The organism is Bacillus cereus group sp. N11 (genome assembly GCF_016483605.1).
GTDB classification, from domain to species: Bacteria; Bacillota; Bacilli; order Bacillales; family Bacillaceae_G; genus Bacillus_A; species Bacillus_A toyonensis.
In genome coordinates, this window is the sequence record NZ_JAEHBN010000016.1 from 77,317 (window position 1) to 102,660 (window position 25,344).

A 25,344-nucleotide genomic window follows, 5' to 3' on the forward strand; every position below is an offset into this window, starting at 1 on the left:
GTTTTATTTAGCGAAGGCATGGTTACCGATTACTGCTACTGTTTGACGTGTCGTAATCCATTTGTCTGTTGATGTTTTTGGGTTGTAGAAATAAAGCCAATCAGAATGTATTCCCTTTGTGGAGATAGCCTCTTCTACAGCCATTTTTGCTTCAGCGCTTGCAGGCTGATTAATTCTTCCATCTGTAACAGGAGTAAATGCATATCCGTATTTAATAGGTTCATAAATAACGCCTGTTATTGTATTTGGGAACCCTTTTGCATTTACTCGATTTAGGATAACTTTTGCTACAGCTACTTTTCCTTTATATGATTCGCCACCAGCTTCAGCGGTAACTAAGCGTGCCATTAAGTCTTTTTCTTTTTCGGAAATACTGGAATTAATTTTCAAATGTTGCCCTGTATAAAGCTTGTTACCGATTGTGTTGTTAATTTGTTTTATAGATTGAACGGTTACGTTGTAGCGCTTTGCTATCGTTTCTAATGAATCTCCCGGTTGTACTTGGTAAATAATTTGTCCAGAAGTGTTCGTAGTTTTTTCGTTTTGATGAACTGTAACCTCATTTGATTTCATAGATCCTGGAATATGTAACTGTTCTCCAATAAAAGCTTGATCGTTTCCTTTATTATTCGCTTGTTTAATGGCTTGTATGGAAACTCCATATTGTTTACTAATGCCCCAAAGTGTATCATTCTTTTTTACTGTATGAATGGTGGAAGCTTCAGCTGTACTTTGATTACATACGAATGTAAGTGCTACTGCAGATAAAGGAATTATATGTTTTAGTTTTAATAATTTCATTGTAAATCCTCCTAATAAAGTAAGGTATAACTGTTGCATAATATAATTCAGAATATGGGAATATAAATATTTTAATGTAAGTATATTAGCACATATAAAATAAATAATCATTATAAGTTTTTTATTTACATCCATATAGGATTCAAATATGAAATATTGCATATGAAAATACATTGAAGTTCATATTGCTGCTTACTATAATCTATTTAGTAGAAAGGTAATATGTTATAGAAATAAAATCATTATAGATTAATATGATGATTATTAATTGTTATGAATTAGGAGGATTTATGTAATGAAAATGTTTCAAAGAGTAGGTGTTTCAGCTGTGATCGTCTCAACATTTTTAGGAATAGGGGACAGTGTTAATATTGTAACTGCTGATTCTATAGAACAGCAGAGTAAATTAGGGATAGAACAAGAAACAGATAAACAAATCATTGTAAAATTCAGTGCAGATTTGAAATTACCATATGAAGATGGTATTGAAAAACAGATACAATCTGAAACGAACGATAAAGTATTAGAAGATTTTTTGGCAGAATATCCAGATGTAACATTTACTCGTCTATTCACATCTGTAAGTCCGGAAGAAATACAAAATCTTGAAGTGAAAGCACCTAATAATGTATCTACAAGCCTATTAAACTACTATATTCTTCAAACCAAAAATGATGGGCGTGAAGAAACACTAGTAGATAAGTTAAAAGCATCTTCTTTAATAGAAGATGTGTATATGAAGAAACAAGAAAAAATAATACCGCCTGAAGTGAAACAATTAAGTGTATCTCTTACTCCTAATAATAATCCTAGATTTAATAAACAAGGTTATCTTGAAGCAGCACCATACGGTATTAATGCACCCTTCGCCTGGGGCGTTCAAGGCGGTAATGGAAATGATGTAACCTTTGTTGATATGGAATATGGTTGGTTATTAAATCATGAGGATTTAGTACATCGAAATATTGAATTGATGTCTGGAAGAAATATAGATCAACATGTCGGTCATGGGACGTCTGTACTAGGAATTGTATCATCTGAAGATAATGAAGTAGGGAATATTGGGATTGCACCAAAAGCGAAAGCAAAAGTGATTTCTCAAATAAGAGATAACGGACAGTATAATACAGCTGATGCAATATTAAGTGCTGTAAATCATTTAGAAGCTGGGGATGTTTTATTATTAGAGGCACAAGCTTCTTTTGATGGATATGGTGATAAATATTTACCTGTTGAAGTACAACCAGATATCTTTGATGCAATTCGTGCGGGTACAGATAAGGGTGTTGTAATTATAGAGGCTGGAGCAAATGGTTGGAATGATTTAGATCAATTTAAAGATAGAAATGGTAAACAAGTTTTAAATCGTAATAGTAAAGATTTTAAAGATTCGGGTGCAATTATGGTAGGAGCGGGTTCTTCATCTTTCCCTCATGAACGTATGTGGTTTTCGAATTATGGAAGCCGTATTGATGTGTATGGCTGGGGAGAAAACGTAGATACAACTACAGCTGAGCAAAGTAGAAGTGCTGTAAATCTTTATACATCCAGCTTTAGTGGCACGTCTAGTGCTTCGCCTATTATTGCTGGAGCAGCGACTTTAGTACAAAGTATTGCTAAAGAAAATGTAGGACAACCATATAGACCAAGTGAATTGAGAACGATATTAAGTAACCATAACACTGGAACGAAGTCTAAAGATCCATATTCAGATAAAATTGGTGTTTTACCGGATTTGAAGTCTATCCTAGTAAATTTAGGGTATGAACGAAGAGAACTAAACGGTGGGAATGAGTTACAAGTAACAGAAAATGAACCAAATAATGAACCTAAACAGGCAAATAAAATTAACTTTCATACACCAATGAAAGGGACACTACATAATCGTGATAACGTAGATGTATTTACTTTCCAAATTGACTCGCCAGAAACTATTAATATCTCTCTACTAAATGAAAAAAATATTGGAATGACATGGGTACTTCATCATGAATCGGATGTAAATAACTATGTAGCATATGGTGAAAATGAAGGAAATGTAGTTAAAGGAACCTATAATGCAAAGCCAGGTAAATATTATTTATATGTCTATAAGTATGAGAATAAAGATGGTTCATATGTATTAAATATAAAATAATCGAAAGGAACTTCAGATGAAGTTCCTTTCGATTATTTTAATTCAGGATACGCGAATGTTTTTTTACTTTATCTCGCAATTTGTCGGCAGTAAGAATTCCACCTCGTATTCGTCCGATTAGTTAAACGTTACTTCTATGCAATATTTCATATTTATGAAATGTCATTTATTTTTTACTCACCAGATTATATTATATTCAATAAGTTTGATGTAAAACAGAAAAGGGAGGAATAATAATGAACAATAAGAAGTTTATTTTGAAGTTATTCATATGTAGTATGGTACTTAGCGCCTTTGTATTTGCTTTCAATGATAAGAAAACCGTTGCAGCTAGCTCTATTAATGAGCTTGAAAATTGGTCTAGATGGATGAAACCTATAAATGATGACATACCGTTAGCACGAATTTCAATTCCAGGAACACATGATAGTGGAACGTTCAAGTTGCAAAATCCGATAAAGCAAGTGTGGGGAATGACGCAAGAATATGATTTTCGTTATCAAATGGATCATGGAGCTAGAATTTTTGATATAAGAGGGCGTTTAACAGATGATAATACGATAGTTCTTCATCATGGGCCATTATATCTTTATGTAACACTGCACGAATTTATAAACGAAGCGAAACAATTTTTAAAAGATAATCCAAGTGAAACGATTATTATGTCTTTAAAAAAAGAGTATGAGGATATGAAAGGGGCGGAAAGCTCATTTAGTAGTACGTTTGAGAAAAATTATTTTCGTGATCCAATCTTTTTAAAAACAGAAGGGAATATAAAGCTTGGAGATGCTCGTGGGAAAATTGTATTACTAAAAAGATATAGTGGTAGTAATGAATCTGGGGGATATAATAATTTCTATTGGCCAGACAATGAGACGTTTACCTCAACTATAAATCAAAATGTAAATGTAACAGTACAAGATAAATATAAAGTGAGTTATGATGAGAAAGTAAACGCTATTAAAGATACATTAAATGAAACGATTAACAATAGTGAAGGTGTTAATCATCTATATATTAATTTTACAAGCTTGTCTTCTGGTGGTACAGCATGGAATAGTCCATATTATTATGCGTCCTACATAAATCCTGAAATTGCAAATTATATGAAGCAAAAGAATCCTACGAGAGTGGGCTGGATAATACAAGATTATATAAATGAAAAATGGTCACCATTACTTTATCAAGAAGTTATAAGAGCGAATAAGTCACTTGTAAAATAGTAAATATGGTCATAGTAAGAAGCGGTGAAATACGTCGCTTCTTATTGAAAATACAGTTTTTCTTGTAAATGGAACAATTTTCGAGCTATCGCAATCAATGTTTCATTATGAAAAGACGAAACTTTTAAATCGAATTCATTTCAAGTGAAAAATGAATACAAATAACCTTTTGAAAAAGCGACTGATCTAAGTGATTAGTTGCTTTTTATTTTGAAGTGGATGAGCAAAAAAACATAAAAGTGGTTGGTCCGTTTTTTACAAACATCCATTATGATAAGAGAAGAAAGGTAGTATTTTATTGATGCTTTAAAGAGGAAGTTTTTTATTGAAGTTCTTAATTAAAATAGACTAGCCTTAGAGAGGTGAAAATACAATGAGTTTTGCAATTTCACTAGTAGTTATTATTGTAATTGTATCGCTGTTTGGGACCGTACTAGTTGCACGAAATGTGGAGGAGAATTACGGCAAGTCTACAAAGAGAAATGTGAAAAACTTATCGACTATCTATATTATCCTTCTTTTCGTTCTACTTGTTGGGGTAACGTGGTATGCGGTAGTGATTTAATAACTTTTTAAAGGAACACATTTACATTGTGTATGATGGAGGAGTAGCACTTTGATAAAAAATGAGCGCCACGTTTTAATTGTTTTTCCGCATCCAGATGATGAATCATATTGCGTGGCTGGAACAATTTTAGCTTATGCTCAGCAGAATGTTCCTCTTACGTATGTTTGTTTAACGCTTGGCGAAATGGGGAGAGCGATGGGAAACCCTCCTTTTGCAACACGTGAATCATTATATGCTATAAGAGAGAAAGAACTAAAGAGCGCAACTAATATTTTAGGGATTAAAGATTTACGTATGATGGGATATCGTGATAAGACGCTTGAATTTGAAACTCCTGGAGAATTAAGAAGTGTAATACAAAATTGTGTGGAAGAATTGAATCCTTCGTTAGTCATTTCTTTTTATCCGGGATATGCAGTTCATCCAGATCATAATGCAGCAGGAGAAGCAGTAGCCAGGGCGTTAGCTAATATTCCGGAAAATAAGAGGCCAACATTTTATGCTGTAGCTTTTTCAAATAATCATGAAGCAGAAATAGGGCCACCAAGTTTTAAAAATGGAGTAAAAGAATATGTTCCCAAAAAGTTGGACGCATTGCAAGCACATGCATCACAATTTACGACTAAGGTAGCGGAACTGAAAAGAGAGTATGAAGATGGTGTTCCGGAAACAGTCGAGTGGTTAGAGAGAGAACCGTTTTGGATATACCCGTTCAAAGATAAAAATAAGTGATGCTATAGCTGAAGGTGATGAATATGTATTTTGAATATAAGAATCGAAAGGTTTTTTATAATATAGAAGGATCGGGTCCCGTCATATTGTTTTTACACGGTCTTGGAGGAAACGCAAATAATTGGTTATATCAAAGGCGATATTTCAAGGGGAATTGGACAGTGATTTCAATAGATTTACCTGGGCATGGGAAATCTGAAGGACTAGAAATTAACTTTAAAGAATACGCAAATGTTTTGTATGAGTTATGCAATTATTTAAAGCTACAAAAAGTAGTCATTTGTGGTCTTTCAAAAGGGGCTAGAGTAGGAATTGATTTTGCTATACAATATCCAAGCTTTGTTTCTAGCTTAATTGTTGTAAATGCATTTCCTTATTTGGAACTAAAGGATCGTAAAGAGCGACTTGAAGTATATGATTTACTTAGCTTACAGGATAACGGAAAAACATGGGCGGATACATTATTGAAGGCGATGGGAGTAGCAGATAATGAAGGGATTGTCCGGGGATTTTATCAATCTTTACAGTCTATTAACCCATTGCATATTCAAAGATTATTTGCTGAATTAGTTGATTATGATCAGAGACCGTTTCTTGCAAATATTTCATGTCCTGTTTTAATAATAAGAGGGGGAAATGATGATTTTGTCCCTGAGAAATATGTAAGAGAGTTTGAAATACATTTAAAAAATACGACTTTCATTGAGTTTGAAAATAGTGGACATTTACCTTATTTAGAGCAGCCAACTAGCTTTAATATGACGGTAGAAACATTTTTAAATCATGCGCTTAATTAATACGATTGTTACAGTAAATACTGTTATTAATGAGTAAAGGATAGTTCGTTTTGAGAGGAGGGAACTAGATGGAATGGAAACCAAATCGTGCAGATAAGACACCCGTATATAAACAAATTGCTGATTATATTGAAAGGGGTATTTCTTCAGGTGAATTTCCTTCTGATAGCAAGTTACCTTCTGAGCGTATGCTAGCAAAGGAATTACAAGTGAACCGGAGCACAATAGTAGCTGCATATGAAGAGTTAAAATCACTTGGAGTAGTAGAACGGCAAAAAGGAAGCGGAACTCGGGTGAATACAGACATATGGGGTGTGTCACATAAACGAATACCGAACTGGGGGAGGTACGTTGAGGATGGATCGTTCTTACCTAACGTACCACTTGTTCAACAAATTCGAACGGAAACACAAAAAGATGACTTAATTAATTTAGCGAGTGGAGAATTGTCACCAGAATTAATTCCGAGCGATAGATTTCGAACGATTTTGTCGGAGAAAACATTTATGGAAAACCTCGGTTATGACCATCCACTTGGAAATGAGATGTTGAGAAAAACAATTGCAGTACATGTTCAGCAATACAAACAAATTGAATCAGAATCAAGCTCGATTCTGATTACATCTGGAGCACAACAGGCACTTAATCTTATCGTTCAATGCTTATTAAAACCGGGCGATGCCATTGCAATTGAAGATCCTTCGTATTGTTTCTCGCTTCCCATGTTTAAATCGGCCGGTTTAAATATATTCCATTTACCTGTTGATGAGCATGGAATGAATCCAGATGACTTAATCGATTTGCACAAAAAGCATCGTATTCGTATGGTGTTTTTGAATCCGGATTATCAAAATCCGACGGGCACTGTGCTTTCGTTAGCGAGGCGTAAAAAGATTTTAGAACTGTCTTCTGAATTCGGTATACCGATTGTAGAGGATGATCCATATAGTTTAACTTCTTTTAATGGAGAAGTGAATCCAACATTAAAATCAATGGATCAGAATGGGAATGTTCTTTATATAAGTTCATTATCAAAAATTGTTGCGTCAGGATTACGTATTGGCTGGGTAATTGGCCCTACGCGCGTAATAGAACGTTTAGCAGATGCGAAGCAACAAGTTGATTTTGGTCATAGTGTATTTACACAGTGGGTAGCAAATCAATTTTTAGAATCAGAAGATTTTCATACGCATATTACAATGCTTCGTGGACAATTGAAACAAAGAAGAGATGAGTTAATTAGAAAGCTTGAAGAAATATTAGGGGACCGCGTTGAATTTTTTGTTCCAGAGGGTGGAATACATGTATGGTGCAAAGTACAAGGAACGTTTGATGAATATCATTTATTAGGTGAATCTATACGGAATGGTGTAGCATTTGTCCCTGGAAGTGTTTTAGGTTCTAAAAGTGAATATATTCGTTTTACTTTTGGGAGAGTAAATGTAGAACAAATCCAACTTGGAATTACGAGGTTTGCGGAAACGCTAAACGAAATTTCATAATAGTGATGCGTAATATTGGAATGAGGGGAAGCAATGAAGTATGTGACGCTTTTACTTCAAGTAGGCGTGCTATATGTGTTTAGCTTAGCTGGTACGTGGATTCAGGGAATATTCCATCTATCGATGCCAGGAAGTTTAATAGGAATGTTAATGCTGTTTCTACTCCTTTTTACTCGTATTTTTCCATTAAAGTGGTTTGAGTTAGGGGCAGAAAAGTTAATCGTATTTTTACCGTTATTTTTAATTCCTTCGACAACAGGATTAATGGAATATGGATCTTTTCTTTTAAGTAAAGGAAGTATTATATTCCTTTTAGTTGTTGCAAGTACGGTAGTAACATTGATTGTTTCAGGGTATGTAAGTCAATTATTAGTAACATTCAAAAAATAAAATCGACAAGGTGCACGATTCAAATGGTCTTAATACTTATTACTGTAGTCATATATTTATTTGCGACAAAGCTGTATAAAAAATATACGTTTCCATTTATGTTACCAGTATTAACAGTTACAGCAATTATGATTTGCTTATTTCTGATGTTTGGCATTTCTCATCATGAGTATAAGGAAAATGGTGGGGACGTTCTTTCAGGCTTTTTGAGTCCTGCAATTGTAGCGTTAGCCATACCTCTATTTAAAGAACGAAAGATACTTATGAAAAACTTTTTATCGATACTTATTGGCGTATTGATAGGTATAGTGGCTTTAACGAGTATGAATGTAGTGATTGGTGGGATTTTGAATATAGATAAGGAATTTATACTAACAACTCTTCCGCAATTATCGACAATGCCAATTGCTATTTCATTAGCGGATCAAATTGGTGGTATTCCAACTATGACTTCTAGTTTTGTAGTTGTTGCAGGAATAACAGGTGCTATTATCGGACCGACAGTACTTAAGTTTTTCCGGATAACAAGTACGATTGGAAAAGGAGTGGGGATGGGCTGCGCATCACATATTATCGGTGTGAGTCGACTCGTGAAGGAAGGCGAGAAAGAAGCGACTATCGGTTCAGTAACGATGATTGTAACAGGAATACTCATTAGTATATTAATACCTTATGGAACGAAATTTATATTTTAAAAGTTGTAATAAGAAGTATAATGCTACTTATTTTAAAATGTATGGAGATGATAAAAGTGACAACATGGTTTATAGTTACATTATTTATTTTTGGTGCCATTAAAGTTCTAGTTTCTAGTATGCCAACTTCTGTTGTAGAATCCATTATTAGTAGATTTGAATTACATCAAAAACTTGATGAAGAACATACGACTGTATCGCTAGATGGAAAGAATATAGAGGGCGAAATGAAACTGCAAGTTATAAATGATTTTAACGAGGCTTTATTTTTAGATAAACATTATTTTCCGCCACAAGGTGAAGGCACGCCGATAATCATTGAAACGAAAAAAGGAAAAAGAGTAATTACATTATCGATATATAGTTATGAAGAACATGTTGATGTAATAAGGCAATATAAGAAGAAAGTTGTTGCCTATCGTTTACGTTCTAAAAGTCTTCAAACGTTTGCACCATTAGCAGTAACTGAAGAGTATGCTTAAGAAGAGACCTATAATGGTCTCTTTATTTTTGTATCCAATTATATACTTTCCAAATAAAAGAAAGGAACACCATATAACCAAATAAAGAATATGTATGGTTCCAGTCTGCACTATGTATAAATAAACCTAAACCTTCAGCAACTTGTTCAAAAATGCTAGCACAAATACCTATGGAAATAATAAATATAGTTCTAGAAACGGCAGATAATGTTTTTGAAATTTGTATGAAAATGATTGTTAAAATCGGTAGTACAAACAACGTAAAGCCAATGTTAACTGAAAATATGGATGGGAAGGGCCTAACTGGAAAGAAATATATGTGCTTATGGACAAAGAAAGCATCTAAGTAAGTTCCGATAATTGAAGAGAGTAAGATTGTAACTGCTAATGCTAGAAAATTATTCTTCTTCTCGAAGGAGGACATTTTTCTTTGCGAGAATTGCCAGTTCAATTTTTTCGAGTGTTTTGCAGTAGTCTTCTGTAATTTTTCCATTCATATTTTCCTCCTTATCCACTAAGTAATTTACAACTTGCCAGTCCGTAAACCAATCTTCACTTTCAACTTCTTCATGCTTCATATCTCGCCATGCATAGATGAGTGCAGGGCTGTATATACGATATGCGCCACTACGTAACTGGCATTTCTTTATGCGGCGTTTATAAAACTCACGGGAAAAAGATTCATTTACACTTGAAAATAAATGAGGCCAGTAATCTTTCCTTGAGCCTGTATGTGGATGATGCTCAGCCCAATATATGATTTGAGATAAAATATGTGTATCTCGAAATAATAATGAATACAACCTTTTTCCAATTAAGATTCGTTCATGCAAGGAAGTAAAATGTTTCATTGTATCGCCAATTAATAAAGTTTTTTGATTTGTATTATTTTCGTAGAAAGGGAAAAGGATATGATTAAACTGAAAGAAATCAAAGAGTTTAAATCCGATACTATTGAGTACGGTCTTTTGAAAGTGTGCATTTTGAATCACTCTTTTTTCTAAGTAGTTTTGCTCATTAATAATAGTTGCGATTGCTAATGTTTTTTTGTTCCCAGTTTTCCAAAAATCGTTCCACATCGTTTCCATAAATGTAGAAACATTTAGGTGAGGGAGAAGATGAAATAGCTTTTTTGCTTTTTTAACACTTTGTTCATAAAGTAAAAATTGAGGATATACATCTTGAAAAATGAGCCAATTCCCTCTTTCTAAAAAAGAAAAAAATGTAATTTGATCTTTCTCTGATAAAAGTTTCGTATATAAGTCTCCTTTTAAATCAGTCATATTCCAACCACCGTTACGTGATACCATATGTCCAAGTAGTGCCCAATGTATTTCTGGATATCGAATGTAAAATTGGTAGTACGCGCGTGTTCTCGTAACATTATTTTTATTTAGTTGTTCTGTCTGTATTTTTATATTGTTGATGATGAATTGCTCTTCTTTCGTTAATGTATACATGGTGTCAGAATGAATGAGTTTGCTTTTTTGTTTCAATTCATTTTTTACATCAAATAGGGAGAGAGGCAGTGCTTTGGAAGGTCCGTTATATGTATGATTTGAATTGCTTCGGTCCATTCCGTTACCTCCCTTTTTCATAAGTTTAAACGTGATTATTGGCTATGAATCATTCTATTTATCCTGCTATTTGCCGGGCAGTAAGATCCCCACCTCAAAATTCAGCGGAAGCAAAGAAGTTCAGTGAAGGTCGGGCTGCCCCCCCACTAAATAAAGTTTCACTTTATTTTATTACGAGTATAAGAAATAAATGAGCGGTGTTTTTTACAAGGAATTTATTTATCATGCAAATAGTATAAAAAATCTTACCGTTATGAAGCGAAATAAAAAACAGAAACTATGCTTAATAGTTTCTGTTTTTTTATTTTGTCAATTTAATGTAACAAATGACAATTATGATTTGAATCAATTGAAAATAATTCAATAGCTTTTAATAAATACAATTTTTATGAAATGTACAGCAGGAGGAAAAGAAATGCTTAATAAAATAATTTTAATTACTGGTGGTACAGGTTCGTGGGGACATGAACTTATAAAACAATTATTAGAAAAATCACCGAAAGAAATTAGAGTTTTTTCAAGGAATGAAACGGTTCAGTTTGAAATGCAGCAACAGTTTATAAATGAAACTAGATTAAAATTTATCATTGGAGATATTCGTGATAAAGACCAACTCGTCTATGCTTGCCAAGATGTACATTATGTATTCCATCTTGCAGCTTTAAAACATGTTCCAGTATGTGAGTATTATCCTTATGAAGCTATAAAAACAAATATACATGGTACGCAAAATGTAATTGAAGCATCTATCCAGATGCAAGTTGAGAAAGTTATATATGTTTCAACAGATAAAGCAGCGGATCCATCAAATACGTATGGGATGACAAAAGCAATTGGTGAAAAATTAATGGTTCATGCGAATGTGCAAACGCAGAAAACAAAATTCATTTGTGTTCGTGGTGGAAATGTTTTAGGGACGAGCGGAAGTGTAGTGCCGCTTTTTAAAAAGCAAATTAAGAAGTCTTCACAAATAGGAATTACCGATGTAAATATGACTAGATTTTTCTTAACGATTGAAGATGCTGTTCGGTTGTTATTTAAAGCAGCATTTGACGGAAGAGGAGGGGAAATCTTTGTCATGAAAATGCCGGCATGTAAAATTACAGATTTAGCAAAGGTGTTGATCGAAGATTCGAAAAAAGAATACGTGAAGATAAAAGAAGTAGGGATAAGGCCAGGTGAAAAATTAAGTGAAATGCTTTTATCTGAAGTAGAGAGTAAAACAAGTATAAGTTTTGATCAAAATTATTTTGTGGTACTACCGACTATTCCTATAGAGGGACTTCAAGAATATTATGCTAGTTATCCGCTTGTGGATGTGAAGAGTTTTAGTTCTCAACAAGACTTACTTGCAAAAGATGAGGTGAAACAAATGCTATTAAAGGGAGGATTTCTACGATGAAAAAAAATGCAAGCCTTTTAATAACTGGTGCAAATGGTTTCACAGGTAGACATGCTTGCCAATATTTTTTAGAGCAGGGCTTTCATGTAATTCCTATGTTTCAAAACCGTCCACATAGAGAAAACATCGGAAATAGTATTACTTGTGATTTAACTAATAAGAGCGAAGTAATGAAGGTAATGAAACAAATAAAACCAGACTATGTATTGCATTTAGCAGGAAGAAATTCAGTTATAGAGTCTTGGACAGCTTCTCTTGAATACATGGAGATTAATGTAATAGGGACTTTGTATTTATTAGAAGCGATTAAGCAGGAAGCTTCGCATTGTAAAACATTAGTTATAGGATCTGCATTGCAAGCAGATAGTATGAATAACATAAAAGTTTCAAATCCATATAGTTTAAGTAAAACGATGCAAGTCATTATTGCAGAGGCTTGGGGCGGATTAATGGATTCAAATATTATCATTGCAAAGCCCTCAAACTTAATTGGTCCAGGAGAATCGAATGGCATTTGTTCGATTCTCGCAAAAAAAATGATAGATATAGAATCGGGTAGGAGTAAAGCGATTATTGAAGTAAGCAGTTTGAAAGATAGTAGGGATTTTCTAGATGTACGTGATGCGGTTAAAGCGTATCATGTGTTATTACGTAATGGTATAAATGGGAAACAATATAATATTGGATCAGGAGTGAGACGATCTTTATTAGATGTACTAGAACAATATAAAAGATTAACACAGCTCCATTTTACTATAAAAGAAACAGAGAATAGTGGAAGCAGCTCAAATGTGAGCTTAGTAATAGAGGATATAAAAAAGTTAGGTTGGATCCCAGAAATTCAATTTCATCAATCATTAAAAGATGTACTTGAATATGCGAAGTGCAGTGACATCTGCATGCAATGAAAAATAAAAAAGGGTGTAAGAAGTATATGAATGTGAATGGTTATGAAGCAATAAATAATCAAAATACACTATTTCTTTCGATTGTCGATACGCTGGATTGGAAAGATGAAGAAGCGCATGTTTTGCACATCTATGAGGCGATAAATAAATGTCGAGCATACGTGGAAAAGGTTAATCGGAAAAATCCAGCAGTAGAGACGGGAATTAGGCCTGTAATCCAAGTCTTTACTCAGTGTGAATGTAGTGAGTATGGAAATGATTTTTATGAACTCATCAAAGATCTTTTGCAAGATATAGGATTTGAGTTAAATATTTATATAAATAATAGTAAGTTTACTTACATGTAATAGATTGATATAAAGCAAGATTTTTAATGATAAAGGTGGATATAAGTTATGAATAAAAAGATTCTCTTTACTGGGGGCGGTACAGCAGGACACGTTATGATTAATATGGTATTGATTCCTAAATTTATGGAAAAAGGATGGAGGGTTGAGTATATTGGATCTCAAAATGGAATTGAAAAGTTATTAGTTCAAAATGTTAAGTACAATAGTATTTCAACGGGGAAACTTCGGAGATATTGGGATTGGGAGAACTTTAAAGATCCTTTTAAAATTATAAAAGGCTGCTTACAAAGTTATAAATTAATTAAGAAAGTGAAGCCAGACGTTATCTTTTCGGCAGGAGGATTTGTTTCAGTTCCTGTAGTTATAGGGGCATGGTTAAATCATGTACCAATCGTAATACGTGAGCCAGACAGTACGTTAGGGTTAGCAAATAAAATAGCATTGCCTTTTGCTACAAAACTATGCACAACATTTCCTCATACAGGGGAGAATGTAAGTAACGAGAAAAAAGTTTATGTAGGACCAATTGTAAGGGAAGAAATTGAGAGAGGTAACGTATTACGAGGAAGAAGTTATTGTGAATTTCAGCAAGATAAGCCAGTATTGTTAATTATGGGTGGGAGTCAAGGGGCTAAATGGATAAATGATATGGTAAGGAAAAGTTTAGATACATTATTATTAAGTTTTAATATTGTTCATATGTGCGGTAAAGGAAAGGTAGATTCATCTATTGGCATGGAAGGTTATATGCAATTTGAATATATAGGGGAAGAATTGCCGCATATATTGAATATGGCAAGTGTTGTCGTTTCCAGAGCGGGTTCTACTGCTATTTCTGAATTGTTATTTTTGAAGAAACCGATGTTGCTTATCCCGTTAACTAACGGTTCCAGTAGAGGGGATCAAGTTTTAAATGCTGACTATTTTTCTAGGCAAGGGTATGCGGAAGTTTTACTTCAAGACAGAGCAAGTAATAGTACATTTACACATGCAGTAAACCGGCTATATGCAAATAAGGAGAGATATGTTCAAAACATGAATGGATATAAGAAAACAAATGATGAGGGGATTCATCAATTAATAGATTTAATAAATGAAGTGGTGAAATAATAGAAAGTTAAATAGAAAAACAAAAGGAAAGAAGGTATCTTCTTTCCTTTTGTTTTTCAAATTCATTATTATGTAGCCTATTATATTCTGTATAGAGCTATATACTATAGACGAATACCGTTTTTTAACAGCTTAGTAAATGCATTAGAATAAATAGGTTTACTGTAATAGTAACCTTGAATAAACTGACATTTATTTTTTTGAAGGAAATTCACGTGTTCTTTCGTTTCTACACCTTCAGCGATAACCGACATCTCTAATGTATGTGCTAATGTGATGATTGTTTTAATGATTTCCATTCCATCTTCACACGTTTCAGACATTGTCATAAATTCCCTCGGGATTTTTAAAGTATCGATTGGATATAAAGGTAAGTAAGCAAGCGAAGAATAGCCTGTACCAAAGTCGTCGATTGAAATGTGAATTCCTAAATTTTTTAGTGTACGCAGTTTTATTAATGTTTCTCTTTCATCCATCATTGCAATTCGTTCTGTTAATTCAAGATCGAGAGAACTTGCTGGTAAGCCTGTAGTTGCTAAAGTAGATGAAATAGACTTTACAAAATCTTCTTGTTCAAATTCTTTAGCAGATAAATTTACTCCTATTTTTAAATGAGAATACCCAAGTGCATGCCAACGTTTCATTTGCTCACAAGCTTGTTGTAATGTCCATTTTCCTATTGGAATAATTTGTAGTGTTTCTTCAGCAATAGGAATAAATTCGTATGGAGAAATAACACCTAATTCGGGATGGTTCCATCTGATCAAAGCTTCAGCACCGATAATTTTGTTAGATTCACTGTCAACTTGAGGTTGATATAAAAGGAATAATTCTTCATTTTGAAGTGCGTTTGGTAAATCTTTCTCTAATCGTAATCGTCTTTCGATTTTTTTAGCGATTACATCGTCATAAATAGAGACTGAATTAAGCTCTTTTTCTTTCGCATCATACATTGCGACATTAGCGTTTTTCAAAAGTGTAGAGGCATCGATTCCAGAATGTGGATAAATAGCGATACCAATACTAAGTGATACAGCTAATTTTTGTTCATGTATGACAAATGGTTTTTTCATACTTTCAAATAATTCGTTACATAACTGAAATAAGGAATCATGGTCAGTATAGTTTTCAATTAAGATTGTAAATTCATCGCCACCGATTCTTGATACATAAGTATGTGATGGAAGACATGATTGGAATCGCTGTGCCACTTCTTCTAATATGTAATCACCTGACGAATGCCCAAGTGTATCGTTAATTGCTTTAAAGCGGTCTAAATCTAAATATAATAATGCAAACTCACTATTTATTGTTTGAGCATTCTTTATAACTTTTCTTAATTTCTTATGGAAATAGGCTCGATTCCCAATTTTCGTTACAGTATCGTGGAATGCTAAATATTTTATTTCTTCTTGTTGTTTTTTTTGTGCGGTAATATCCTTTACCATAATATAGCTTCCTGAAATTTGTCCATCTATCATAATAGGGACGATGGTAACGTATAAAAAATAAATAAAACCATCTTTATATTGAGAACTAAGTTGTAAGGATGCCGATTTTTGTTGTTTAACTTTTTCTAATGCAGTTAACAGTTTGTGTTTATCTTCATCTAAAATTATCGAGAAACATGTCTCACCGAGTAACTCGTTTGTTGGTGCTCCGAGTAGGACGCTTCCTGCCTTATTTACATTTAAGAATACTCCATTTAAATCAATTGTAAAAATGGGGTCAGGATGATATTCATATAATGATTCGAATTTTTGCTGTTTCTGAGATAGAGCCTCTGACTTATGGACTAAATCAGAAGTCCTTAAAGTAACTTTATCTTCTAGTTGAGCATTAAATGCTTGTAGACGTTTTGTTAGAGTAGCATTTTGCATACCCACAATAGAATGTCGAATAAGTACAAAAACAAAAGCGATACAATTTCCTGTAATGAGAGTGGAAGATGATGTTTGTTCTTTTAACGTAAACCCGATTAGTATTGCGACGGCCAGATAGGGAAATACGACTAAAATCTTTTTCCCTAATCTAGGGTGTACAGTAAAATAATTTTTATTGTTATTATAATCGTCTGAAATGGAAGCAGCTATTGCGATAAGTAATATAGGTACTCTATATAAAAGACGTAATAGCGTTATAGTATCATTTGCTAAATAGCTATATAGGTAGAAATAAATATAGTTAAAAGTTGCAGAACTTATTAATACAAAAATAAAAATATAAATTTTCCGTTTGGAATTAAAAACAGTTGGACGGAAAAAGAGACTAACACTTAGTAGAAGAAATAATAGGTCTGCAATTGGATATAGAAAGGAAAGAAAAATATCTCCCAGTGAAAGGGAAAATATATTTAAATCTGGCTGATTAAATAAATACCATTCTAATGTGAATACGGAAATGAGTACGATGCATAGATCACAAATAAAGAATGCCTTTTCCCATTTGTTGCATTCTTTTAAGATTTTATAGCAGAAAGCGATAAGGCAGAAGAATAGAAAAAACATGTAAAATACATCAGAAACAGTAAAACGATATATTGGAATCTCAAAAAAGTTATCTTGATACGTATATACTATTTTTCCTAATAAAAAACTACCAATTGCTATTGTGATACATATCCAAAAAGGATTTGAACTAACCTTTTTAGAATATATAGAGTAAATTAGTGATACAAATGTAATGGCTTCAATGATGAGTGAAGCGAAGCGTACATTGAAATTTGAAAAATGAGTAGGGAACAGAAAGAAAAACATAAAATAGATTGAATAGCATACTAACGTTGTAATTAATATGCATAGTTGTAAATTTTTATTTAATTTCAATAAAATCACCTTCTTTAATTATGCACCATATTCGTAATATCTATACATAATAATATTACTTAAGGATTGTATCAGATTTCCATATAAAAAGCATGCTAATAAGAAAAGAATTGAAGAGTGTAATACTTCTTAAAATTGAAAAAGTATTGCGTTCAATAATTTTTAGTTTATAAGGAATATAGATAGAATTTGTATATTTAGTCATCCTTTAGATTTTAAAGGTTTTTTAGTGATTTGCAAGCAGAGATGCAACATTACATATAAAATGACAAGGGACTTCCTTCTAGGTTATAAAACGAAAGGGAAGACTTTCTGTTTTATAATCTGAAAATTTATAATTGAAAATCAGTTTCGGAAAGTAATAAGATAAGAAGGTATGATTTTGTGGGTTTGATAGTGTTGCCATTAAAACTATAAAAAGAGGGTGAACTTTTTATGTTATGTCGAATTAAAGATGCAGAAATATACTACGAAATTGTTGGAGAGGGGAAACCAGTCCTTATTATACATGGCTGTGCCCCTGATCATAGGTTAATGCAAAGATGTATGGAATCAGTATTTCAGAAATATGAAGGATATCAAAAAATTTATATTGATTTACCTGGCATGGGAAAATCGAATGCTCCAGATTGGATAAATAGTTCAGACCATATATTAGAAGTACTTATTGCATTTATTGAGGAGATTATTTCTACTGAAAAATTCTTATTGGTAGGAGAATCGTACGGAGGATATTTGGCTAGAGGGATACTCTCAAAGATGTCTGAGAAGGTGAATGGATTATTGTTAGTATGTCCTGTTGTTGTAGCACAACCAAAAGAAAGACTTTTACCGGATAAACAGGTGCTTGTACGAGACGAGGAGTTTTTAAATACGCTCACTTCTATCGAAAGAGAAGAATTTTGCGATTTGGCAGTGGTAGCAAATGAATATACATATACACGATTCAAAGAAGAAATTAAGCCAGGATTAGATGTTGCTAATTATGAATTTATTGAAAGGTTGCAAAAGAATTACCCTCTTACTATAGATTTTCACCGTAAGAAATATGAGAAACCCGTTCTTTTATTAGCTGGAAGACAAGATATAACGGTAGGGTATCAAGATATTATAGGAATGATTGAAAATTATCCAAGAGCGACATTAGCTGTGTTAGACACGGCAGGACATAATTTGCAAATTGAACAGCCTGAACTATTTGAGAGTTTAGTAGGAGAGTGGATTAGAAGAACAACTTAGCAAAGTGTATAAAGTATATTAAAGGGGAATAAATTAATATTGCGATTACGCCTAAGTTTTTGGATGGGACAGATTAACGTGATGTATAAACAATCTTAAGGAGGAATTATGAGTACATTTATTTACATGGTTAGACATGGTGAATCACTTAAAATAGAGGGGAATGAAAGAACACGTGGATTAACTGAGAAAGGAAATTTAGATACTCATAGAGTAACTGAGATATTAAAAACAGAGGGAATTGATACTTTCATTTCAAGTCCGTATAAGAGAGCTATGTTAACGATAGAAGAGGCAGCTAATTTCTATGAAAAAGAAATAGTAGTATATGAAAATCTTAAAGAGTGTCGATTTGCAAGTGAGGATCAGATTATATTAGACAAAGAGGTGTATCCACTTGTAAAGAAGATGTTCTCTAATCCGGACTTTGCACGAACGGAAGGAGAGTCATATGCGGATTGTCAGAGAAGAGTAGTGAAAGTATTAAAAGAAATCTTAATCGATTTTCAAGGGCGCAAAATTGTAATTGGTACACATGGGCTTGCCATGACATTGATGATGAACTATTTTGATAAGCAATATGGGCTTGAATTTTTAATGAATACAGCAAAACCGGATATATATAAGATGGAATTTAAAGAAGAACAATTAATGAACGTAGAGAGATTATGGAAAGCGGAATAAAATTGGTTGCATGGATTTTGCTGTAAAAGTTACTTTTATAGCAAAATCTTTTTTATTTGAATAGAAAGCATCTTTATCAACTATTTTTAGAATGTTACATCAATAAGTAATTATTCAGTATTTGAATAAATTATGGGAAAATTGGTTTAAGGAAACCATTTTAAATATGACAAAACTCCAAACATTGGATTTATATTCAATAGAAGAAAAAGATGTAGAATTTTGTCTTGTTGTACGTGTTTACTTTTTATTCCGTTACATATAGGCTTTGTGGTGTAAGGGGGCGACATCGCCTTTGCGCTACATTTAGAAGGAGGTCATTGTGATGAAAAAGATGAGAAAATTTGCGGGAGTAGCTTTAGCGGGGACAATTGGATTAAGTGGACTACTTTTTTTAGAACCAAGTATAAGTGCTGCAGAAACATCGCAAGTGCAAGAGGAGAATTTTAATGCGATTCATGTAAAGATGAATCAAAGTGAGCAGTATTTATTGAGTGGTAGAAGTATTGATGTTCTTTCGGGAGATAAAGAAGCAATTCAGTTAAATAAATACACAATTAGTTTTAGTAAACCTGGCGAGTATGTGATTAGGGTAAATGGTTGTGTTTATGACGATATCTATACTTTTACTGTGAGTGAGTAGTATATACTCTTATATTGTGAGATAAAAAAAGAAACACCCTATTTGCGGTGAGAATCGTAAATAGGGTGAATTATTTGTTAGAAAGTTAATGAAAAGAGCAATAGGTATTTAGTTGTGTTTTATATATTTTCATTAATTTGCTCTTTATTTTTGTTATGTAAAGTGTGTAAAAGTGTTTGAAATACTGTAAATGATTGCTGAAAGATTGGACTTTGAATAAAAGTGTATAGAAACGTTACGATGAAAACAGGACCTCCTAGCATATATCCAATAACTAATACAACGCATTCTACTATGATTCTAGCACGGCTAATAGACAGTCCCGTTTTGTCGGAAATAGTAAGCATGAATCCATCGCGAGGTCCAGCACCAATTTCAGCCGCAACATACATACCTCCCCCAATACCTGTGATTGCAATACCGGAAAATAAGATGAGTAAGTTTATCCATAAATAATGAGTAGCGTTTGGAAGGATATTTGATTGTAAGAAAAAGTCCATAATAGGACCGATAAGCAGTGCATTTAAAAATGTGCCTACGTTTATATATTTTCGATCTACTAGTAAAGAAATGAGAACGAGACATAATCCACATATGACACTCCACGTACCAATGGTCCATCCAAATCTTTGGTAGAGGGCCATATTTAAAACTTCCCAAGGATGCAAACCGAGAAATTTAACTTTGACTGCAAGAGCGTTTCCAAGGCCAAAGAAAATTAATCCTAAGAAAAAAAGAAAATAGCGAAAGAGAGTTAGCCTCATCTTTAAAACCTCCCATATTTTATAATTATGTATGTTACCTGTTACGGTTTTAATGTACAAATATTATGTCTTTTTAGCATTCGTTTAAAATTGTTAACAATGTAAATGAAATATACATCTTCACAGTCAAAACAGTTAAAATATTTCGTTTTAAGGATTATAATGGAGAGAGAAACAGAAAAGGGAGTGAACGAACTTGAAACAAGAACTTATTGAAAGATTTACGAGATATGTAAAAATTGATACCCAATCAAATGAAGAAAGCCATACAGTGCCAACAACACCTGGACAAATTGAATTTGGTAAATTATTAGTTGAAGAGTTAAAAGAAATTGGGTTAACAGAAGTAACGATGGATGACAATGGTTATGTAATGGCAACACTTCCCGCTAATACGGACAAGGATGTGCCTGTAATCGGATTTTTAGCCCATTTAGATACGGCAACAGACTTTACGGGGAAAAACGTAAAACCACAAATTCATGAAAATTTTGATGGTCATGCAATTACGTTAAATGAAGAGCTAAATGTTGTTTTAACACCAGAGCAGTTCCCGGAATTACCATCATATAAAGGACATACGATTATTACAACTGATGGTACAACACTTCTAGGTGCAGATGATAAAGCTGGTCTTACAGAAATTATGGTTGCAATGAACCATTTAATACATAATCCACAAATTAAGCATGGGAAAATAAGAGTAGCATTTACACCGGATGAAGAAATTGGTCGTGGGCCAGCGCATTTTGATGTAGAAACGTTTGGTGCATCATTCGCTTACACGATGGATGGAGGTCCATTAGGTGGTTTAGAGTATGAAAGTTTTAATGCTGCAGGTGCTAAGTTAACGTTTAACGGAACGAATACACATCCTGGAACAGCGAAAAATAAAATGCGTAACGCAACGAAACTTGCTATGGAGTTTAACGGGCATTTACCAGTAGAAGAGGCGCCAGAATATACAGAAGGCTATGAAGGGTTCTATCATTTACTTTCTTTAAATGGTGATGTTGAGCAAAGTAAAGCGTATTATATTATTCGAGATTTTGATCGTGAAAATTTTGAGACACGTAAAAATAACGTTGAAAATATTGTGAAGCAAATGCAAGAGAAGTATGGGCAAGATGCGGTCGTTTTAGAAATGAATGATCAATATTATAACATGCTTGAAAAAATTGAACCGGTAAGAGAAATTGTTGATATTGCATATGAAGCGATGAAAAGTTTAAATATCGAACCGAACATTCACCCGATTCGCGGTGGAACAGATGGATCACAATTATCATATATGGGATTACCGACGCCAAATATTTTCACTGGTGGTGAAAACTACCACGGTAAATTTGAGTATGTTTCGGTAGATACTATGGAAAAAGCTGTTCAAGTTATTGTAGAAATCGCAAGACGATTTGAAGAACAAGCTTAGACAAGAACCAAGTAGTAAGAATGTGCTACTTGGTTCTTTTTAATATAGCACGCGCCACAAATAAAAAGTTGCATAAGATTCCCAATTTGTCCAGTTTGCCGCAAAGTCTTTTATTTCATGTTTAGTCGGTTTATTTTCGGAACCTGTAATAAATTTAATTGCATTATGCAGACCAACATCATCAATTGGAAAGGCTGAAGGGAAGCGTAAACAGCGCATTAAAACATAGTGGGCAGTCCACGGTCCTATACCATGGATAGCGGTTAATTGTTTTTCAGCAATTTTTACATCTTGTGTTTGTAGTAACGATTCTTTTGATAGTTTCCCTTCTGTAATAAGCCTCGCAATACCGATTAAATATTCACATTTTCTAGTCGTCATTTTTAATTTTTTAAGATCCTCTACATGTAAATTTGCAATTGTTTCAGGTGATGGGAATATCCTATGTTTTCTATCGTTCCATTTTACGTAACTTCCAAATTGTTCAACTAATCTTCTTTTTAGCGTATAAGCATATGCGAGGTTAATTTGTTGACCGATAATTCCCCAGGAAAGTGCTTCAAATAAATCTGGAATACCTAATGTGCGAAGCCCATAATAATCTTGAATAGGGCCTTGAAGGAGTGGGTCATGTTTAGCTAATGTATAAAAAGGAGCTAAATCGGTAGTGAAATCAAACCACTCTATTACGTAGTTAGCTATAGCATCACATACCCATTTTTCAGAGTTATAGGATTCTCCTAAAAAACGTATTTGAATATTTCCTTCAGTATTTATACTAATTTCAACTAAAGGGTTTACATGTTCAACAGGAATGACTTTATAAATTTTGTTATCTTCAATGTGAAACATACATTCATTGTTAGAACGTGATAGATAGCGTAAGTTTTCTTGGAAATTAAATTCTTTTGGAGCTGCTAAAGTCAATGCGTTATTATATTCTGCTGTCATATGAATTCCACCTGTAATTTTTCTAATGTGAGCAATTCTTTTTTCATTTCTAATCCGCCTCTAAAACCAGTTAGTTTTCCATCTTTTCCTATAACGCGATGGCAAGGAATCGTAATGAGAAGAGGGTTGGCGGCAATAGCAGAAGCAACGGCACGCACAGCTGTAGGTTTTTGAATTCTTTCTGCAATTTCTGAATAAGAATAGGTCTTCCCGTAAGGAATTTCACGTACCGTATTCCAAACGGATAATTGAAAAGCAGTTCCGTAAGCATCGATAGGGAAAGTAAAAGTTTCACGCTTGTTTTCTAAATACTCCATAATTTCTTTCGTATATGTTTGCATGTAATCTGGATTGCAAGTCAATATATGTTGGGGCTGTTTTTTTCTAGCCCATATATTTAGTTCTTCAAAGTTTGCGTCTTGTGATCCAATGAAACAAATTCCATTTTCAGTTGCAGCAATATGAAAGCACCAATTTTTATGTGTAAGTAGCGTCCAATATATAGATTTATTTTTGTAGGAATTCATTATTGTCTACCTCTTTCATTACGTTCTTTTTTCGATATTCAGTAGGAGTAAATCCAGTTTTCTTTTTAAATAAAGTTGCGAAATACTCTTGGTTTTCTATCCCGACAGCAGTACTAATTTCTTTAACGGATTGCTTTGTATGTGAAAGATATTCCATCGCTTTTACAATCCTGAATTGCTGTATATATTCCATTGGGCTAATTCCTGTTATTCTTTTGAAAGTGCGTTGTAAATGAAAGGGGCTACCGTGGCACATTTCCGCCAGTATGCCGAGAGTTAATGCTTCGTCAAAATGCTTTTCAATATACTCTTTAATTTGTTCTACCCACTCTTCATTTGGTAAAGTAATCCCATTTGGTTTACAACGTTTGCACGGACGAAAGTTTTCCTGCAATGCCTGTTCTGCATGAAGAAAAATTCGTACATTGTTTTGATTCGGTATTCTTGATTTACACGATGGTCGGCAAAAGATACCAGTTGATTTCACAGCATAAAAGAATTTGTTGTCATAGGAAGAATCATTATGAATAATTGCTTGCCAATACACACTTGTTAACATAAATTCTCCATTGTGCAAAGAACATCACCTCTGAAATTAGTATAACCTGAATAAAGTGCGTATGTACGTATTCAAAAATGTAAGAGCAAGATTACAAAGATGAAAATATGATTGTTTTTCTATTTTGTGATAGCATGAACTTTGAAAGTGAACAGCAAGAGGAGGATTATAAGTGAAGTTAATTTCATGGAATGTAAATGGTTTACGTGCAGTTATCACAAAAGGTGGATTTTTAGAATATCTTGAGGAATCCAATGCAGATATATTTTGTCTACAAGAAATTAAATTACAGAGTGGACAAATTGATTTAAATCTAGAGGGATATTATACATATTGGAATTATGCTGTGAAAAAAGGCTATTCAGGAACGGCAATTTTTACGAAAAAAGAACCGCTTTCTGTTACGTACGGTTTAGGCATTGAAGAGCATGATCAAGAAGGAAGAGTCATTACTTTAGAATTCGAAGATTTTTACATGATAACGTTATATACGCCAAACTCAAAACGAGGATTAGAGCGTTTAGATTACAGAATGGAATGGGAAGATGATTTCAGGGCTTACATAAAGCAATTAGATGAAAAGAAACCAGTTATTTTCTGTGGAGATTTAAATGTTGCTCATAAAGAAATAGATTTAAAAAATCCAAAAAGTAACCGTAAAAACCCTGGATTCTCTGATGAAGAAAGGGAGAAGTTTACACGTATTTTAGAAGAAGGATTTGTTGATACGTACCGTCACCTTTATCCTAATCAGGAAGGTGCATACTCTTGGTGGTCCTATCGTATGGGAGCAAGAGCGAAAAATATCGGATGGCGTTTAGATTATTTTGTTGTCTCGGACAGAATAAAAGGGCAAATAACGGATGCGAAAATTAACAGTGAAATAATAGGATCAGACCATTGTCCAGTTGAATTACATATAAATTTCTAAAAAAAGAAGTATCTCGCTAATAATAGGCGGATACTTCTTTTTAATTCAGTTTGTTAAAATTTTTCAAATCATTCTTGAAATAATTACATATTAAATATATACTTAGTAACGATAATCA

The 25,344-nt window shown here is 33.3% G+C and carries 26 protein-coding genes and 1 pseudogene; 19 read left to right on the forward strand and 8 right to left on the reverse strand.

Annotation, left to right across the window (positions count from 1 at the left end):
* Positions 1-3 precede the first annotated feature (3 nt).
* Positions 4-801 (reverse strand): cell wall hydrolase, encoded by a 798-nt coding sequence (locus tag JDS98_RS23375; RefSeq protein ID WP_000771179.1) that lies wholly within the window; start codon positions 799-801, stop codon positions 4-6.
* Positions 802-1,096: 295 nt separating this feature from the next.
* Between JDS98_RS23375 and JDS98_RS23380 the strand changes: the two genes are divergently transcribed.
* The 10 genes and pseudogenes from JDS98_RS23380 to JDS98_RS23425 all read left to right on the forward strand — a co-directional run bounded on the left by JDS98_RS23380 (position 1,097) and on the right by JDS98_RS23425 (position 9,327).
* On the forward strand, positions 1,097-2,938 hold the full coding sequence (locus JDS98_RS23380; protein WP_098054473.1) for a S8 family peptidase: 1,842 nt from the start codon (positions 1,097-1,099) through the stop codon (positions 2,936-2,938).
* Between the two features lie 236 nt (positions 2,939-3,174).
* Complete coding sequence (locus JDS98_RS23385; RefSeq protein ID WP_199634381.1) at positions 3,175-4,161, forward strand: phosphatidylinositol-specific phospholipase C; 987 nt, start codon at positions 3,175-3,177, stop codon at positions 4,159-4,161.
* A 34-nt stretch (positions 4,162-4,195) separates the two neighbouring features.
* Positions 4,196-4,309: pseudogene (locus JDS98_RS23390) on the forward strand (GntR family transcriptional regulator); the annotation flags it as partial.
* 225 nt (positions 4,310-4,534) lie between these two features.
* Complete coding sequence (locus JDS98_RS23395) at positions 4,535-4,726, forward strand: hypothetical protein (protein WP_000006467.1); 192 nt, start codon at positions 4,535-4,537, stop codon at positions 4,724-4,726.
* A gap of 54 nt (positions 4,727-4,780) precedes the next feature.
* The gene (gene bshB2 / locus JDS98_RS23400) at positions 4,781-5,461 is read left to right on the forward strand and encodes a bacillithiol biosynthesis deacetylase BshB2 (protein WP_199634386.1); all 681 of its coding nucleotides are present in this window, start codon (positions 4,781-4,783) and stop codon (positions 5,459-5,461) included.
* A 23-nt stretch (positions 5,462-5,484) separates the two neighbouring features.
* On the forward strand, positions 5,485-6,258 hold the full coding sequence (locus JDS98_RS23405; protein WP_098819800.1) for an alpha/beta fold hydrolase: 774 nt from the start codon (positions 5,485-5,487) through the stop codon (positions 6,256-6,258).
* Positions 6,259-6,326: 68 nt separating this feature from the next.
* Entirely contained in the window at positions 6,327-7,760 is a 1,434-nt protein-coding gene (pdxR, locus tag JDS98_RS23410) for a MocR-like pyridoxine biosynthesis transcription factor PdxR (RefSeq protein WP_000454969.1), read from the forward strand.
* Positions 7,761-7,793: 33 nt separating this feature from the next.
* Entirely contained in the window at positions 7,794-8,150 is a 357-nt protein-coding gene (locus tag JDS98_RS23415) for a CidA/LrgA family holin-like protein (RefSeq protein WP_097957676.1), read from the forward strand.
* A gap of 23 nt (positions 8,151-8,173) precedes the next feature.
* Entirely contained in the window at positions 8,174-8,845 is a 672-nt protein-coding gene (locus JDS98_RS23420) for an LrgB family protein (RefSeq protein WP_098711843.1), read from the forward strand.
* Positions 8,846-8,901: 56 nt separating this feature from the next.
* A complete protein-coding gene (locus JDS98_RS23425) occupies positions 8,902-9,327 on the forward strand; it encodes a YfmQ family protein (RefSeq protein ID WP_000214609.1) in 426 nt (141 codons plus the stop codon).
* Positions 9,328-9,349: 22 nt separating this feature from the next.
* Here the strand turns inward: JDS98_RS23425 and JDS98_RS23430 are convergent, their stop codons facing one another.
* Positions 9,350-9,751: a CBO0543 family protein gene (locus JDS98_RS23430; RefSeq protein WP_131202366.1), complete on the reverse strand. Its 402-nt coding sequence runs from the start codon at positions 9,749-9,751 to the stop codon at positions 9,350-9,352.
* Positions 9,726-10,904 carry a DUF2515 domain-containing protein gene (locus JDS98_RS23435; protein ID WP_000376155.1) on the reverse strand — a complete coding sequence of 393 codons (1,179 nt, stop codon included), beginning with the start codon at positions 10,902-10,904 and terminating at the stop codon, positions 9,726-9,728. The genes JDS98_RS23430 and JDS98_RS23435 overlap by 26 nt, the downstream gene beginning before the upstream one ends.
* Before the next feature lie 415 nt (positions 10,905-11,319).
* On the opposite strand from JDS98_RS23435, the gene JDS98_RS23440 reads away from it, so the two are divergent.
* Genes JDS98_RS23440 through JDS98_RS23455 form a run of 4 tightly spaced genes read left to right on the forward strand, consistent with a single transcriptional unit; the run spans position 11,320 to position 14,674 of the window.
* A complete protein-coding gene (locus tag JDS98_RS23440) occupies positions 11,320-12,306 on the forward strand; it encodes a UDP-N-acetylglucosamine 4,6-dehydratase family protein (RefSeq protein WP_000932618.1) in 987 nt (328 codons plus the stop codon).
* Entirely contained in the window at positions 12,303-13,214 is a 912-nt protein-coding gene (locus JDS98_RS23445) for an SDR family oxidoreductase (protein WP_097957678.1), read from the forward strand. The genes JDS98_RS23440 and JDS98_RS23445 overlap by 4 nt, the downstream gene beginning before the upstream one ends.
* The gene (locus JDS98_RS23450; RefSeq protein ID WP_002093408.1) at positions 13,211-13,561 is read left to right on the forward strand and encodes a DUF6572 domain-containing protein; all 351 of its coding nucleotides are present in this window, start codon (positions 13,211-13,213) and stop codon (positions 13,559-13,561) included. Before JDS98_RS23445 ends, JDS98_RS23450 begins: the two co-directional genes overlap by 4 nt.
* A 48-nt stretch (positions 13,562-13,609) precedes the next feature.
* Positions 13,610-14,674: an undecaprenyldiphospho-muramoylpentapeptide beta-N-acetylglucosaminyltransferase gene (locus JDS98_RS23455; protein ID WP_097957681.1), complete on the forward strand. Its 1,065-nt coding sequence runs from the start codon at positions 13,610-13,612 to the stop codon at positions 14,672-14,674.
* Between the two features lie 104 nt (positions 14,675-14,778).
* Here JDS98_RS23455 and JDS98_RS23460 read toward each other — a convergent pair whose 3' ends face one another.
* Entirely contained in the window at positions 14,779-17,499 is a 2,721-nt protein-coding gene (locus JDS98_RS23460) for an EAL domain-containing protein (RefSeq protein ID WP_199634382.1), read from the reverse strand.
* 435 nt (positions 17,500-17,934) lie between these two features.
* On the opposite strand from JDS98_RS23460, the gene JDS98_RS23465 reads away from it, so the two are divergent.
* The 3 genes from JDS98_RS23465 to JDS98_RS23475 all read left to right on the forward strand — a co-directional run bounded on the left by JDS98_RS23465 (position 17,935) and on the right by JDS98_RS23475 (position 20,065).
* The gene (locus JDS98_RS23465) at positions 17,935-18,738 is read left to right on the forward strand and encodes an alpha/beta fold hydrolase (RefSeq protein ID WP_000882567.1); all 804 of its coding nucleotides are present in this window, start codon (positions 17,935-17,937) and stop codon (positions 18,736-18,738) included.
* A gap of 108 nt (positions 18,739-18,846) precedes the next feature.
* Positions 18,847-19,422 (forward strand): histidine phosphatase family protein, encoded by a 576-nt coding sequence (locus JDS98_RS23470; RefSeq protein ID WP_070173663.1) that lies wholly within the window; start codon positions 18,847-18,849, stop codon positions 19,420-19,422.
* A 325-nt stretch (positions 19,423-19,747) separates the two neighbouring features.
* A complete protein-coding gene (locus JDS98_RS23475; protein WP_016108957.1) occupies positions 19,748-20,065 on the forward strand; it encodes a hypothetical protein in 318 nt (105 codons plus the stop codon).
* 119 nt (positions 20,066-20,184) lie between these two features.
* Here the strand turns inward: JDS98_RS23475 and JDS98_RS23480 are convergent, their stop codons facing one another.
* Positions 20,185-20,829: a YczE/YyaS/YitT family protein gene (locus tag JDS98_RS23480; protein WP_098711846.1), complete on the reverse strand. Its 645-nt coding sequence runs from the start codon at positions 20,827-20,829 to the stop codon at positions 20,185-20,187.
* A 196-nt stretch (positions 20,830-21,025) separates the two neighbouring features.
* Between JDS98_RS23480 and pepT the strand changes: the two genes are divergently transcribed.
* On the forward strand, positions 21,026-22,258 hold the full coding sequence (gene pepT, locus JDS98_RS23485; RefSeq protein WP_097957683.1) for a peptidase T: 1,233 nt from the start codon (positions 21,026-21,028) through the stop codon (positions 22,256-22,258).
* 39 nt (positions 22,259-22,297) lie between these two features.
* Here pepT and JDS98_RS23490 read toward each other — a convergent pair whose 3' ends face one another.
* From JDS98_RS23490 to JDS98_RS23500, 3 genes are read right to left on the reverse strand one after another with little or no spacing between them, the layout of a single operon-like run.
* Entirely contained in the window at positions 22,298-23,209 is a 912-nt protein-coding gene (locus JDS98_RS23490; RefSeq protein WP_098711847.1) for a DNA-3-methyladenine glycosylase 2, read from the reverse strand.
* Positions 23,206-23,736 carry a methylated-DNA--[protein]-cysteine S-methyltransferase gene (locus tag JDS98_RS23495; RefSeq protein ID WP_098711848.1) on the reverse strand — a complete coding sequence of 177 codons (531 nt, stop codon included), beginning with the start codon at positions 23,734-23,736 and terminating at the stop codon, positions 23,206-23,208. The genes JDS98_RS23490 and JDS98_RS23495 overlap by 4 nt, the downstream gene beginning before the upstream one ends.
* On the reverse strand, positions 23,717-24,295 hold the full coding sequence (locus tag JDS98_RS23500) for a bifunctional transcriptional activator/DNA repair enzyme AdaA (protein WP_098711854.1): 579 nt from the start codon (positions 24,293-24,295) through the stop codon (positions 23,717-23,719). Before JDS98_RS23500 ends, JDS98_RS23495 begins: the two co-directional genes overlap by 20 nt.
* 172 nt (positions 24,296-24,467) lie before the next feature.
* Here JDS98_RS23500 and JDS98_RS23505 point away from each other — a divergent pair, with 172 nt between their 5' ends.
* Positions 24,468-25,226, forward strand: coding sequence for an exodeoxyribonuclease III (locus JDS98_RS23505; protein ID WP_000767623.1), 759 nt, complete (start codon positions 24,468-24,470; stop codon positions 25,224-25,226).
* Positions 25,227-25,344: the final 118 nt, after the last annotated feature.